Here is a 13,781-nt window from a genome sequence, read left to right as displayed (position 1 = left end):
GAGAAGATTTGACATATGTTCATGTGATTCATTAAGTTAAAAGTAGAGGTGAGTGTATGGCTAATATTAAAGATATTGCAAAGATGGCTGGGGTTTCAGTTACGACTGTTTCGAGGGTATTAAATGATCATCCATATGTAAGTGAAGAAAAAAGGAAAGTTGTTTTAGAAATAGTTGAGAAATTGAATTACTCGCAAAATGCAAATGCTGTTCATTTATCAAAAGGGAAGACGAATATTGTTGGCGTGATTTTACCTTATATTAATCATCCGTCTTTTGATGCGATGGTGGGTGGAATGATGGAAGTTGCGTTAGCTCACAACTATCGAGTGCTTCTTTGTCAAACGAACTACAATAAAAAAGAAGAAATGAAAAGTTTACATATGTTGAAAACAAAGCAACTAGACGGTCTTATCATTTGTTCTCGTGCCAATGAGTGGGAAACTATAGAGCCTTATGCAGCGTATGGGGCGGTTATTGCTTGTGAGGATAATGATATTGAAAGCATATCGAGTGTATATACAGATCATTTTAATGCCTTTCAATTAGGGATGAGTTACCTTATTGAAAAAGGTTATAAGAAGATTGGATATTGTACGGGAAGAAAGTTAGGGCCAAGTAGTAAGAAACGTTTTGATGCTTATAAACAACAGCTACAATTAATAGATGAAGAAGTGATGGAAGATCGGATTTTCACAGAATGCTTTACGTTAGAAGATGGTGTAAGAGTTGCACATCAATTCAAGGAGATGGAGAATCCTCCTGAAGCATTAATAGTGGCAGGAGATGAAGTTGCTATTGGGATCATGACAGAAGTTGAAAAATTAGGTATTGAAGTTCCTGAGGATTTAGCGATTATTGGTTTTGATAATCAACCGATTTCTCAAGTTTTACAACTGACAACCATTGACCAAAATTTAAAGGGAATAGGTAAGACGGCTTTTGAAATGTTTTATAGGCAAGTAAGTGATGAAAGTTCTAAACAAGAAAAGATGGAAATTCCGTATAAACTTGTGGAACGCTCGACGGTTTAGTATTTATCCGTTATGTGTATAATCACGTAACGGATTATTTTTTGAAATGTCTTTGACAGGAAACGCGTTTCATACTTTATAAAAGAGTTACACCGGTCTGTAATAATCCATGGATTCTTTTCAAGTGTTAAAACAATGAATAGAATTTGGAGGGATATGCATGAATGAACTTTTATTAAGTATGAAAAAATATGTAGAGGATGACGAAAAGATTTTAGCGTTTGTCGTAGGGATATTTGAAAAGGATGACTTTACTTTATGTTATCAACATGGGATTTTTGTTGCCACTACTAGACGTCTTCTGTTTTACGGGAAATTTCCGTGCTATCCTGCGATATTTGAAGAGTATTCATATTTGCATATAGATGACATAGATTTCCGTCCATATTTCGAATGTACTTGTAATCGTGAAACCATTAGAGCTAAGTATATTCAGAGTGGGAATGTGGAGCGCTTTGTCCGTACAGTTAGAGCGAATATGAATAATTAATCACCCCTTTGTTTAAACATAATATCTTGGTCTTTGTGAGGGAAAATGCGGAATAAAAACAACTTCTAAACCTCTAGGAGATAGTGATACAATGTCAAATGGGGGGAGGTATGAACTATGGTTAATCAACGTATAAAGGAAATAACACTAATTACAATTGGTTCATTATTATTCGCAATTGGTATTAATTACTTTGCAATTCCAAACCGTTTATCAGAGGGTGGAATTATTGGTTTAACGGTTGTTACGTACTATTTATTTGATTGGTCACCAGGAATTGTGAATTTTGGTTTGAATGCAATTTTATTAGCTGTAGGTTATAAATTTTTTGATAAGAAAACGATGGTTTACACAATTATAGGTATTGTGGAAACATCTTTGTTTTTATATGTTACAGAACATATCGAATATCAAGTAAATAGTGATACGTTACTAGCAGCTTTATTTGCTGGTGTATTTGTAGGTATCGGATTAGGCTGTATGTTCAAAGCTGGAGGTACATCAGGAGGATCGGCAATTTTAGCTCGACTAGCAAATCAATATTTAGGTTGGAGCGTTGGTAAAGGCGTACTTATTATTGATATCGTTGTAATTGCGGGTTCTGTATTTATAATAGGACAAGAAAAGGCAATGTATACACTTGTAGCCGTATTTGTCGGAGCGAAAGTAATTGATTTCATCGTGGAAGGTATGGATACAAAAACAGCTGTTACGATTATTTCAAATCAACCGGATTTAATACGTGAAACTATTACAAAAAACATGACACGCGGTGTCACTGTATTAGAAGGACGCGGCGGATATACTGGTAAAAATAAAGAAGTTTTATATATCGTTATTAATAAACAAGAGCTTGTTAAGTTAAAGCAAGTTATTAGTAGAGTTGATGAAGATGCCTTCGTTGTCATTCACGATGTGCGTGATGTACTTGGCGGTGGCTTTAAAGCAAGCTAAAAGGTGAACGAGAAAATTCGTTCATCTTTTTTTTATCCCGCATTAACGGGCAGTAGAACTCCCACCTCAAAATTCAGCTGGAGCAAAGAAGTTAGGTGGGAGATCAACTGCCCGTAAACCCCCACTGATTAAAGTTTCACTTTATTCTTACAAAAATGTAAGGGTAATGTAATGGGATTGAATGGTAGATTAAATTCCTGCTCTTTAGAATGGATGTATAAGTATCCTGCAGAGGAGGAAGATCAGTATTATGAAGAAAAAAATAATTACTACTGTAATAGCTATGGTAGTGATAGTAGTAGTATTACTACCTACGAAACTTGGACCAGTTATTGATAAATATAATCCGCTTTATACGACGAAAGAATACTATACAATTGTGGATGCGATTGGTCAGCATGTTGGTGATGAATGGTATGAATATGAATTTATTGCATTTGATGAACGTGGAAGAGAACAAAAAATAAAGAAGACTGTTAAGCATATGTTAAAGAGAGATGAAGCATTAAAGGTGTACGCAAAAGGACGCTACGGCGAGGCAATTGAAGAAATTGAAGCTGGAAATATTCCTATTAATGCGAAGAGTAAACTTTTAACGATGAGATAGCGAATTATACCCCCGCCTATTTTTTGTCGAAAATAAAAATACTAGGTAGGGGTATTTTAGGTTCGTGAAAAAGTCTTAGTCCATATGGACTAAGACTTTTCTTATTATATAAAGGGGAAGGGGGTACATTGTAGTAGCATGAGTGAAAGGTATAAGAAGAGTCGGCTACTAGCAATGTAATTTGGTTATGTGAGTGTTCTTCTTATTTGGCTTACTTTCTAACTTTATTGTACGAAATATAGGTAAGGGAAACTATCGAATTACATTACACATAGCTTACAAACATGTAAGCCTTCTGTAATGTAATTCGATGGTTAAAATATAGTAAATTTCATATAGTGTAACTAGAAAGTCTTACTGTATCACTTTCTGTTTGTAATGTTAATGAAGAATGAAAAACCAACTAATTTTTAATAGCCCTCATCTCTATTTAGATGAGGCTCTTTTTCAAACCTTACAACATTGTAAGGTTTACGTAAGTTAATTCGATAGTAAATTTGTCATATTTTTTGCATAATAGATACAAATAGATAAAAAATAATTAGGGATATATTAAGAAGGGAGAAAACTGGGATGCGTAAAGAAGAAGTAGTGAAGTTTCCAATTAAAGATTTCTGTAGCTACTTTACTGTTGCCGTAGTATGTATTGGATTATTTGATATAATAACAAATTTAATTGTTAACTAATATAGATGATAAAACAAGAAGGAAGACCCTTTCTTGTTTTTTTTATGGGGGCATAAAGATGAAATTGATTGATAGCCATATACATGTTGATCAATATGAGAATGAAGAGAAAAGTAGATTATTTATAGATGTGGAAAACAGTAAAGAGATACAAGGGCTTATTGCAGTATCTATGAATTATCAATCATGTCTAGAAACTTTATCTTTAGTAAAGCGATATCCTTTTGTACATCCAGCAATAGGTTTTCATCCGGAGCAGCCGATTCATAAAGAGGAATGTGAGAAAATTTATAAATTAATTGAAGATCATGTAGATGAAATTGTTGCGATTGGTGAAGTGGGACTCCCATATTATTTAAGGAAAGAAGATGAAAATATTGCTATTGATCCATACATAGCGGTGTTAAAAAAGTTTGTGGAACTAGCTAGTAAATACGATTTACCAATTATATTGCATGCGGTTTATGAAGATACTGACACTGTATGTGGTTTACTTGAAGAATATAAAGTTTCGCGTGCACACTTTCATTGGTTTAAAGGAAGTGAAGAGACAATGAAACGGATGATGAGGAACGGTTATTATATTTCCATCACACCGGATGTTTTACATAAGGAGAAAATTAGAAAAATAGTTTCGTATTATCCGCTTGAATATATGATGGTAGAAACAGATGGGCCGTGGGAATTTCAGAAGGATACGATGACACATCCTTATATGATAAAAGATGTATTACAAGAAATTAGTATAATAAAAAAAATATCAGTAGAGAAAGTTACTGAGCAAATATATGCGAATACGGTGCGATTTTATAAAGTTAGTGAGTCATAAAAAAACACCAAGCATCTCGCTTGGTGTTTTTTTTATGACTCTAATTTTTTCGCACGTCTTAATAATAAAAGAAAGACAATTATAATGAACCCAATTATAAGGAAGAACCCATATTGTTTTATATAATCAATTATGTCATTCGCACTTGTTGGTTTTTCAACGTGAATGCCTTCTTTATTAGTAGTAATATGAATATCTTTCATTTTTACTTCATTCATGTCTTTTTGTAAATCAATCCACTCTATGTTTGGAATACTTTCTAGTTCTTTTAATACTTCTTTTAATGGTTCAACGCCCAAGTAAGGATGATAAAATGCACCGATAATTCCATCAGATAGTTTAATGATAGATAAAGCACGTTCTTTCATTTTTGCTATAGCTTGTGGCTTCCCTTCTTCAATAAAGCCAACAGTTTCAGGAATTAATTTCATCCCATGCAAAAATGACGGTGTACTTATATAAGCTGGTGAGTGCATTGATTTCCAAGTTGTATCGTTTAGTTGTATTTGTCCTACATAAGTTGAAAAATATTGTGATAGTATTTCATATCCTTTTTGAGACATTGTATAGTGCGGAGCTTCAAAGGCAACTGGATATAATTTAGCTTCTACAAGCTCTGTAATCCCTTTTTCAATATGATCTTTAATATATTTTTCTTCGAAGGCTTTCCCGTTTTTTACGTATTTATTATAGTCTTCTGTAGACTGAAAATCTTTTTTTGTTTTTGATTTTTCATGGTTTGGTTGGCGAATTGGTTGATCTGTTTTTACATCCCAAAATTCAAAACCTTCGCCAGTTTCACTATCATAAAACTGATGTGTGTAACCATGCATAACGATAGAGCCACCATTATCTTGCATAAAGTGTAAAACATCGATTAATTCAGAGTTATCCTTTAAATGTACTGTTTTTCCTGTGTCTGGATCTTTGTAAACAGGGATAACGGTAATCATATAAGGGAGCTTTTTCTCTTTTAGTAATTCAGCGATTTCTTTTAATTGCTTTACATCTACAGCTGGATGAACGTCTTCAAGACGTAAATAAGCTGAAGTTTTATTTGTTTCAGGTTTTTGTCCGAAATAAGAAAATAACATTTCACCGACGTAATGAGACATCCAATCGAAAAGGTTTGGAGTTGCAACATAATAGGATGTTCCTTGCTGAATGATTAACGGATGAGTTCCATCAGCACTCAAGGCGTAAGCAAGAGTTGTTCCTTTTGTTTCAATTTTCTTCATTAAGCGTTCTTCATGTAATTCATTTTTTAACTGGTTAGTCGGATATTCTATAGTGTGAATTCGTATATCGGTTTCTTTCGAGGTAATGAAAGAAAAACGATTAGATAATTGTTCAACATTTTGTCCTAAAACTAATATGGGACCTGAGAAGTTTTCTAGAAATTGTTTTGCTGCAATAGAAAAATCTTCTTTTTTCTCTCCGATATAAACAATATGTGTATAAGAAGATGATTCAGTACTTTCCTTTACTTCCTTTAAGCTTTTTACTGTTATATCTTTTGTAAAGTGCCCTAACTGAGTATTAAGGATTTGTACATTGTTTGTAATTTTGTTGTCTTCTGTACTATACAAAACGAGTACTTTTGATTTTGATGATGTTTGTGCAGAGGTATGTATAGGAATGAGTAGTAAAATGCTGAAAAAGATTAGTAGAGTTCTTTTCATTTATTTATGCTCCTATTCTATATATAGAATTCAATTTACAATTATATACAATAAATAAGTTATAGTCCATGTAAGTTACATTTTTGCACGTATTTACCATATGTTTTTTCGCAAAATCGGTCTAAAGCATGATGATAATATGTATAGTAATTTGCTATGATTGAAAGGTAAGAGAATGATAGAGTGTTGGTAATTGTAAAAGGAAGGCTGAAAGGGGACAAATTTCAGCGGAGAAAGAGGTAGAGGTAGTGAAGAAATTCTTTGTAGGATTTTTAGTTGTTCTTGGAGTGTATTTATATTTCCAAGGAAAGTCTGAAGGAATGGGTAAGCTAATGAATGAAACAAGCTATGTTGATTCAGAAGAAGCAAAACAGATGAAACAAATCATTATAGAGGAAGCAAAGAAAGTAAACCTTCCGGAATGGATACCTCTTACAATTGCCGAACATGAAAGTAGGTTAAATCCAAGAAGTGTTGGAGATAACGGAACTTCATTCGGATTGTTTCAATTACACCGCGGTGGTGGGCTTGCGCCAGATCATTTAACTGATGAAGAGCTGAAAGATCCACGTACAAATGCGCAAATTGCAATGCCGCATTTAATGAAAGGTTATAAGCGCGGGGTGCAAAAAGGTTTGACTGATTTTGCATTACTGAAATATATAGCGAATACATCTGGATGGCCAGGGAATTTAGGACCAGAGTGGACGGATAACAATATGAAGTATAACATCGGATTAGAGGATGTATACTATCGAAATAAAGGCGTAATAAAAGAGTAGGTTTTCGACACCTACTCTATTTTTTTATGAATAATTTTGTCTTCGTGCTTCATGAAATACTGCGCTAGTTGTATTTTCACCTCTTCTAGTTTTGTAGAAACTTGTGGTATTTTATATCCTACATACAATGGTGAAACGACAAACCTAGGAACAACTTTACAAATGATTTTTCCATTTAGATGATAGAAGAATAAGTTATAACTACTACATCCTTTATGGAAATCTGTCAGTATGTAACGTACAGTTTGCTGAATATAATTGGCCATTTCATCTATAAATGCAATATCTTCAATGATGATATTAAATTCAGTAAAGCCGATAATAGGACGCTCTGAAATGTTGAGTTCAATGCGTTCATTTTTTTGAACAATTACCCCTTGGAAATTTGCTTCCTCAATATTTTCAAGATAGTCTACATGTTTCATTCCGATAATTTGCATATGTGCATGATGCAAACTTCCGCCTGAAAATGGACCATGATTTTTGTATAAAATCACAGAAGTGAATTCTTCATTTTCCTGTAAGTTTAACCAATGGAGAATAGAGAAGCGAATTAGTTTTCTCATATGTTCTTCTGTATATGTTGCGATATGGTCTTCGCAATTATCTGTTTCGATTAGCACGGTTTGAAAGGTATCCTTTAATGTAGGGAATTTATTTTTTAACCAAATAATAGAGCCCTCAGTTGCTAAAATATCCGTTAAATTTTCTCTGTCACAAAAAGGACATGCAGTGTTTCTGTTCCGAATACTTTCTGGTTTTTGTTTACCGATATCGTTTAAAAAATATAGTTGTTGTGTATCCATTTGTATTTATGCCCCTTTAAAATATATGTAAAAATCCCGCTTAATACATTCGGGAAAAGGAGAAGGAAATCCTTTAAAGGGAATAGGGAAAAATAAAAGACAAGATATCCTCATTGCAATAGGGTACCTTGTCTTTTATTTTTGCTTTAATAGTGTGTATGGATAATATAGAGCATTTTCATTTTGTTTCTTTTTTCTATTTTTCATTGTGTATAAGGCAATTGCTGTACTTGCGATTACAATAATGGCTTTCTTCATATTCATATACCCCTTTTTATTGTTGGTTTAATTCTTGGCTAACTGCTTTTGCATCGACTAAAGCGTGTAAAATCATTTTTACCATGTTCATCATAGTTCTTTCCTCCCTTTTATAGTTCGTTTAATTCTTTTACAACTGCTTGTCCGTTCACTAATACCTCAAAGATTGCTTTTACGATTTTTTTTATCATGATTGTTTCCTCCTTTATTTGTCTCTCTTGTTTACATCTTTATTGTATAGGGAGGCGTCTTTTCGTACTATCGCTTTCCATTACGTGAACATAACAGTTTTGTAAGATTTGATGTCACTTATTGAAATGTTTAGTCTATCTTCATTATTTTCAGAAAAATGACTATTCAAACATGAAATGGGAAAGTATAATAAAGAAGTAAGCATTAAATTCCGTACGAAAGGAGTGAATGAGATGAAATGTTCCTTAGCTACGCGCGCAAAATTTTTAGATTATATCTATATTTGTCGTGCGATTTTTCATGATGTAGTTGTTAACGGGATACGTATGCCCTTTTTTAACAATTGCATAGTAGCTATTGAACGATAGAAATCTCTTCACCCATTTTTGATAAACGTGTGAAAAGGGAGCTATTTGGCTTCCTTTTTCTATGCCAAAAACCATGGGGAACGTTTCTTTCCCATGGTTTTTTATATTGAAAGGAGTACGGAAAATGACAATTTGTAGTGTGAATAATGTAAAGAAATCTTTTGGTGGAAACATCATATTTGAAAATATATCGCTTGAAGTAAAGAATGGTGAACGTGTTGGGTTAGTTGGTCGTAACGGTAGTGGGAAGACAACAATCTTTCAACTACTAACAGGAATGGAGAATGTGGATGCAGGGGCCATTCATATGAAGAAGGGTACACGTATTGGTCATGTGGCACAAATTCCAAAATTTGATGAGGATATGACTGTATATGATGTATTGAGTTCCGCGTTTAAAGCAGAAAAGGAATTAGAAAGAGAAATGCATGCTTTAGAAAAAAATATGGCGGAAGAACAGGAATCAGCTGCTTTACAAAAATTGATGGAGAGATACGGAGTAATTCAAGAAAGGTACGCGTTTCTCGGTGGTTATGAAATAGAAGCGAATATTATGAAGGTAGCAAATGGTCTACAGGTGACGGAACTATTCCCCCGATCATTTATGGAGTTAAGTGGTGGAGAACAAACAAAAGTAAGCCTTGCGTACATGCTATTGCAGAAACCAGAATTACTTTTATTAGATGAACCAACAAATCATCTGGACTTATTTGCAGTCGAGTGGTTAGAGCAATTTCTAAAAGAGTATACAGGAACAGTTATGGTCATTTCACATGATCGCTATTTCCTTGATGAAGTTGTAACGAAAATTTTTGATTTAGAAGATGGAGAAATTCACGTATATCATACGAACTATTCACAGTTTGTTGAGGAAAAGGAAGAAAGATTGCTTCAAGAATTTCAAGCGTATCAAGAACAGCAAAAGAAAATAAAGAAAATGAAAGAAGCAATTAAGCGCTTGCGAGAATGGGCAAATCAAGCGAATCCGCCGAATGAAGGATTGCATAAGAGAGCGAGAAATATGGAACGTGCATTAGAGCGCATAGAGAAACTAAAGAGACCCATTTTGGATAGAAAACAGATGGGACTTCAGTTTGATGGGCAAGAGAGAAGCGGGAAAGATGTTGTTGTAATGAAAGAAGTGAGTAAAGGATTTGCTGACAGATCTTTATTAGAGAAAGTAAATTTGCATATTCGTTTTCAGGAGCGCGCAGCTATCGTTGGACGTAACGGTACAGGAAAGACTACGTTATTAAAATTACTACTAGAAGAAATGAAGCAAGATACTGGTGAAATTCGGATTGGTAGTAGTGTGAAAATCGGTTATTTATCGCAACATGCGTACGGGAATATGAAGAACAATGTATTGGAAGCTTTCAGAGATTGTGTAGCTGTAACTGAGGGAGAAGCAAGACATATATTAGCGCGATTTTTATTTTATGGTCCAGCTGTTTTTAAGAAAGTAACGCAACTTAGCGGTGGAGAAAAAATGAGGTTAAGACTCGCGCAACTTATGTATCAAGATGTTAATTTTCTTATTTTAGATGAACCGACGAATCATCTTGATATTGAATCAAGGGAAGTTTTAGAGGAAGCCCTTGAACAATATAACGGGACGATTTTAGCTGTTTCACATGATCGTTATTTCTTAAATAAATTGTTTGAAAAGACATATTGGATTGATGAGCACAAATTATTTGAGTTTGCAGGGAACTATGCATGGGCTCGTCAAAAGTGGGAAGAAAGAATTGAGAAACAAGTAGCAAAACAGAAGCAGCAACAGCAAGGGAATAAAGCGTTAGAAGTAATGCCTATAAAAAAGAAGAAGGCTAGGAATTTAGAGGAAGTTGAAAACGAGTTAATGCATATAGAAGAAGATATATATGCACTTGAATGTAAAATGGAACATGTAGTTGATGTTGAAATGCTTGAACAATTGTATGAAGAAAAAACGAAAAAAGAGTTTTTACGAGCGGAGTTATATAATGAGTTAGAGAATATTGTGGGGTAAAGAAAATAGAATGGAAGAGCAAGTTGTTTTCTCATATTTTGAGGGAGGGCTTGTTCTTTTTTCTATAAGGAAAGAGAAAAAATTGGTATAATTTTCTTGTTAATGCGATAACGAGACGAACTTTAGGTTATTAAAATGTGAGGAGAATTTTATGTTAGGATACGCGCGGATTGCTACAATCGTTATGATTTGTTTCGTTTACGCAGATCATGTTTCACGTGAAACAGCAAATTTACAAATTTTTGTCGGTATTGCACTTTTCATTTATATTGTGAATCATATTTTACTTGTAAAAGCAAAAGAGAGTAGGAAACTCATTTTTTATACCTTGCTCGCAAACGGTATTGCCACAGCGTTATTAGGATTTTTATTTCCCGAGACATGTTTGTATTTAATTATATTTGGAATTGATGCGGTAGGATTATTTATTCATGATTGGCGTAAAAGTATGACTTATTTTTTCATCGCTTTTTTCTTTCTTTGTTGGTTTATAAATATAATGCATACGTACCAACATACAGGGAGTTTGGAATTGGAGAGTAATGCAATTAACTTTATGTTTATCATTTTTAGTGCTTTAGCTGGAAACTTAATAAAAAAACTTACAGCTGCTAGGCAAATGGTAGATGAGCAATATGGGGAATTAGCATTATCTCATACAGCTTTAAAAGAAGCACATGAACAATTAAGGCTATATGCCAAAGAGGTAGAGGAATTGACAGCGGTTCGGGAGCGAAATGATATTGCCCGAGAAATTCATGATACCGTCGGTCATAATATGACAGCTTTGCTTGTGCAGTTGCAACTAGCGGAAGCGCTATGGAAGCAAAACTCAGATACGACAGAAACGGTTTTACATACATGTTATGAACTGGCTAGAAAGTCACTTCAAGAAGTAAGAGCTTCTGTTCATGCTTTAAAAGAGGAAAGTAAACTAGGAAACATAGTAGAAAATATGCGTGGAATGTTGAATGAATATTCTAAAATGACGAAAGTACAAGCATCTTTTCGATTGCAAGGAGATCCTGTTACAATTCCATTGTCGCTACACCCTACATTACTTCGTATTATGCAAGAGTCTTTAACAAATGCAAAACGTCACGGGAAAGCGAGTTTATGTGAAGTGAGTTTAACTTGTTCAATGAAACAAGTTAAACTATGTATTTCGGATAATGGTGTGGGAGTCAACGAGGTAAGTCCGGGTTTTGGTTTACTTAATATGAAAGAACGTGTAGAGGAACATGGTGGAACTATTCAATTTGAGAGTGAGATAGAAAAAGGCTTCCAGCTACAGATTGAATTTCCGCTTCAGGAGAAAACATGGTTAATAGGGGGAACGGTATGATTCGCATTATGATTGTTGATGATCAATCACTCATTCGTGATGGTTTAGCGATGTTATTAAATTTACGTCCAGAACTCGAAGTAGTGGGAACGGCTACGGATGGAGACGAAGTGATACAAAAAGTGAAAGAGCTACATCCTGAAATTATTTTGATGGATATTCGGATGCCTCGTATGAATGGTGTTGAAGGAACACGTTTAGTTAGAGAACAGTTCCCTCATATAAAGGTTCTTATGTTGACGACTTTTAGTGATAGTGAGCTTATTTTTGAAGCATTGGAGCAAGGGGCGAGTGGTTATTTATTGAAGGATATGGAGACAGATGCAATCGCGCAAGCAATTTTAACGGTGCATAGTGGCGGGGTTGTGCTTCCTCAGGATATAACAGCGCAAATTATAGAGGAATTAAAAAAGACGAAAGTGGCAGTAGAGTGTAACCCACCAGAACAACTAAAACAATTAACTGAGCGAGAAGTAGATGTTTTAAGAGCAATTGGACTGGGGTTAAATAATAAAGAGATTGCCGAAAAGCTATTTATTACAGAGGGAACTGTTAAGAATCATGTTTCTAATTTGATTAGTAAGCTAGAACTGAGAGATCGAACACAAGCAGCAATATACGCAGTAAGATATGGTGTTACGACATACACATGACTTTTGGCATATATAAGTGTAAAAAAGCAGCAGAATTTGCTGCTTTTTTATTTTGTATTTCTATCTCAAGGGTGATGGAGAGAAGAAGAAATTTTTCTACAATGAAAGTGTAGATGAATGCAAAGGGGCTGAATCAATATGTTAGTCATAGATCATATTACGAAATCATTTGGCAAGAAGGAAATCGTAAAGAATGTTTCTTTTGAAGTGAAAAAAGGTGAAACATTTGGATTGCTTGGACCAAACGGAGCGGGGAAATCAACGACGATATCAATGATTTACGGGTTAATTCCATACGATAGTGGTGATATAAAAGTTGGTGGGAAATCTGTAAAAGAGTATCCATTAGAAGCGAAAAAGAAAATCGGTATTGTCCCGCAAGACATTGCGCTGTATCCGACACTTTCAGCAAAGGAAAATTTGATTTTTTGGGGAAAGATGTACGGTTTAAATGGAAAAGTTGCAAAAGAGCGTGCAGAGGAAGTGTTAGCTTACGTCGGTTTACAGGACCGGGGAAAAGATAAAATTGAAACATTTTCAGGTGGAATGAAAAGGCGTATTAATATTGGTGCAGCACTTATGCACGAACCAGAGTTATTAATTATGGATGAACCGACAGTCGGGATTGATCCGCAATCGAGAAATCATATTTTAGAGACTGTTAAAAAGTTAAATGAAAAAGGTATGACGGTCATTTATACGAGTCATTACATGGAAGAAGTTGAGTATTTATGTGAGCGAATTGCCATCGTTGATCACGGAAAGGTAATTGCACTAGGAACGAAAAGAGAGTTATGTAATCGTCTAACAGATGGATTTATAGTGAAATTGCAATTAAATCGCTATAGTACGGAACTGCTACAAAAGTTGAAAGCACTACCTGTTGTTGAGCGGATTATTTTTGACGAAGATAATAGCACAATTGACATTGGACTAAATGGTAGCGAGGCAATTGGTACAGTTGTTTCAGAAGTTGTTGAGAACAAAGCTCAAATTTTAAAACTGGAAGTACAAGAACCGAATTTAGAGGCACTCTTTTTACAATTAACAGGACGTTCACTGCGTGATTAAGGAGGTTAGTGC

The 13,781-nt window shown here is 34.4% G+C and carries 14 protein-coding genes; 11 read left to right on the top strand and 3 right to left on the bottom strand.

Annotated elements, in window-relative coordinates:
* Positions 1–56 precede the first annotated feature (56 nt).
* The 5 genes from JFU20_RS14000 (at position 57) to JFU20_RS13980 (ending at position 4,601) form a co-directional block, all read left to right on the top strand.
* Positions 57–1,034: a LacI family DNA-binding transcriptional regulator gene (locus JFU20_RS14000; RefSeq protein WP_002009913.1), complete on the top strand. Its 978-nt coding sequence runs from the start codon at positions 57–59 to the stop codon at positions 1,032–1,034.
* A 160-nt stretch (positions 1,035–1,194) separates the two neighbouring features.
* Positions 1,195–1,524, top strand: coding sequence for a PH domain-containing protein (locus JFU20_RS13995; protein ID WP_002139893.1), 330 nt, complete (start codon positions 1,195–1,197; stop codon positions 1,522–1,524).
* A gap of 117 nt (positions 1,525–1,641) precedes the next feature.
* On the top strand, positions 1,642–2,478 hold the full coding sequence (locus tag JFU20_RS13990) for a YitT family protein (RefSeq protein WP_002009911.1): 837 nt from the start codon (positions 1,642–1,644) through the stop codon (positions 2,476–2,478).
* A gap of 250 nt (positions 2,479–2,728) precedes the next feature.
* Positions 2,729–3,085, top strand: coding sequence for a YxeA family protein (locus tag JFU20_RS13985; RefSeq protein ID WP_002009906.1), 357 nt, complete (start codon positions 2,729–2,731; stop codon positions 3,083–3,085).
* 745 nt (positions 3,086–3,830) lie between these two features.
* Positions 3,831–4,601: a TatD family hydrolase gene (locus tag JFU20_RS13980; RefSeq protein WP_201038703.1), complete on the top strand. Its 771-nt coding sequence runs from the start codon at positions 3,831–3,833 to the stop codon at positions 4,599–4,601.
* Positions 4,602–4,633: 32 nt separating this feature from the next.
* On the opposite strand, the gene JFU20_RS13975 is transcribed toward JFU20_RS13980, so the two are convergent.
* Positions 4,634–6,283, bottom strand: coding sequence for a DUF2334 domain-containing protein (locus JFU20_RS13975; RefSeq protein WP_201038702.1), 1,650 nt, complete (start codon positions 6,281–6,283; stop codon positions 4,634–4,636).
* 248 nt (positions 6,284–6,531) lie between these two features.
* On the opposite strand from JFU20_RS13975, the gene JFU20_RS13970 reads away from it, so the two are divergent.
* Positions 6,532–7,065, top strand: a complete 534-nt coding sequence (locus tag JFU20_RS13970) for a transglycosylase SLT domain-containing protein (RefSeq protein ID WP_000713256.1) — start codon at positions 6,532–6,534, stop codon at positions 7,063–7,065.
* A gap of 11 nt (positions 7,066–7,076) precedes the next feature.
* Here the strand turns inward: JFU20_RS13970 and JFU20_RS13965 are convergent, their stop codons facing one another.
* Positions 7,077–7,871, bottom strand: coding sequence for a DUF4931 domain-containing protein (locus JFU20_RS13965; protein ID WP_002009899.1), 795 nt, complete (start codon positions 7,869–7,871; stop codon positions 7,077–7,079).
* A gap of 135 nt (positions 7,872–8,006) precedes the next feature.
* Positions 8,007–8,135, bottom strand: a complete 129-nt coding sequence (locus JFU20_RS13960) for a hypothetical protein (RefSeq protein WP_002009896.1) — start codon at positions 8,133–8,135, stop codon at positions 8,007–8,009.
* Positions 8,136–8,554: 419 nt separating this feature from the next.
* Between JFU20_RS13960 and JFU20_RS13955 the strand changes: the two genes are divergently transcribed.
* The 5 genes from JFU20_RS13955 (at position 8,555) to JFU20_RS13935 (ending at position 13,769) form a co-directional block, all read left to right on the top strand.
* On the top strand, positions 8,555–8,689 hold the full coding sequence (locus tag JFU20_RS13955) for an RAxF-45 family protein (protein ID WP_002139888.1): 135 nt from the start codon (positions 8,555–8,557) through the stop codon (positions 8,687–8,689).
* Between the two features lie 124 nt (positions 8,690–8,813).
* Positions 8,814–10,700, top strand: coding sequence for a ribosomal protection-like ABC-F family protein (abc-f, locus tag JFU20_RS13950; protein WP_201038701.1), 1,887 nt, complete (start codon positions 8,814–8,816; stop codon positions 10,698–10,700).
* 151 nt (positions 10,701–10,851) lie between these two features.
* Entirely contained in the window at positions 10,852–12,045 is a 1,194-nt protein-coding gene (locus tag JFU20_RS13945) for a sensor histidine kinase (protein WP_002009887.1), read from the top strand.
* Positions 12,042–12,698, top strand: a complete 657-nt coding sequence (locus JFU20_RS13940; RefSeq protein ID WP_033710332.1) for a response regulator — start codon at positions 12,042–12,044, stop codon at positions 12,696–12,698. Before JFU20_RS13945 ends, JFU20_RS13940 begins: the two co-directional genes overlap by 4 nt.
* Before the next feature lie 138 nt (positions 12,699–12,836).
* Positions 12,837–13,769: an ABC transporter ATP-binding protein gene (locus tag JFU20_RS13935; RefSeq protein ID WP_002009882.1), complete on the top strand. Its 933-nt coding sequence runs from the start codon at positions 12,837–12,839 to the stop codon at positions 13,767–13,769.
* The last annotated feature ends 12 nt before the right edge of the window (positions 13,770–13,781 follow it).

Origin of the sequence: Bacillus sp. TH30 (assembly GCF_016650875.1) — a bacterium.
GTDB lineage: Bacteria > Bacillota > Bacilli > Bacillales > Bacillaceae_G > Bacillus_A > Bacillus_A mycoides.
This window is presented reverse-complemented; position numbering and strand designations above follow the sequence as displayed.

Coding starts and splice junctions, on each gene's coding strand:
- JFU20_RS13980 (WP_201038703.1), top strand. CDS start 3,831: ATGAAATTGATTGATAGCCATATACATGTTGATCAATATGAGAATGAA.
- JFU20_RS14000 (WP_002009913.1), top strand. CDS start 57: ATGGCTAATATTAAAGATATTGCAAAGATGGCTGGGGTTTCAGTTACG.
- JFU20_RS13990 (WP_002009911.1), top strand. CDS start 1,642: ATGGTTAATCAACGTATAAAGGAAATAACACTAATTACAATTGGTTCA.
- JFU20_RS13955 (WP_002139888.1), top strand. CDS start 8,555: ATGAAATGTTCCTTAGCTACGCGCGCAAAATTTTTAGATTATATCTAT.
- JFU20_RS13995 (WP_002139893.1), top strand. CDS start 1,195: ATGAATGAACTTTTATTAAGTATGAAAAAATATGTAGAGGATGACGAA.
- JFU20_RS13985 (WP_002009906.1), top strand. CDS start 2,729: ATGAAGAAAAAAATAATTACTACTGTAATAGCTATGGTAGTGATAGTA.
- JFU20_RS13965 (WP_002009899.1), bottom strand. CDS start 7,871: ATGGATACACAACAACTATATTTTTTAAACGATATCGGTAAACAAAAA.
- JFU20_RS13945 (WP_002009887.1), top strand. CDS start 10,852: ATGTTAGGATACGCGCGGATTGCTACAATCGTTATGATTTGTTTCGTT.
- JFU20_RS13975 (WP_201038702.1), bottom strand. CDS start 6,283: ATGAAAAGAACTCTACTAATCTTTTTCAGCATTTTACTACTCATTCCT.
- JFU20_RS13960 (WP_002009896.1), bottom strand. CDS start 8,135: ATGAATATGAAGAAAGCCATTATTGTAATCGCAAGTACAGCAATTGCC.
- JFU20_RS13940 (WP_033710332.1), top strand. CDS start 12,042: ATGATTCGCATTATGATTGTTGATGATCAATCACTCATTCGTGATGGT.
- abc-f (WP_201038701.1), top strand. CDS start 8,814: ATGACAATTTGTAGTGTGAATAATGTAAAGAAATCTTTTGGTGGAAAC.
- JFU20_RS13935 (WP_002009882.1), top strand. CDS start 12,837: ATGTTAGTCATAGATCATATTACGAAATCATTTGGCAAGAAGGAAATC.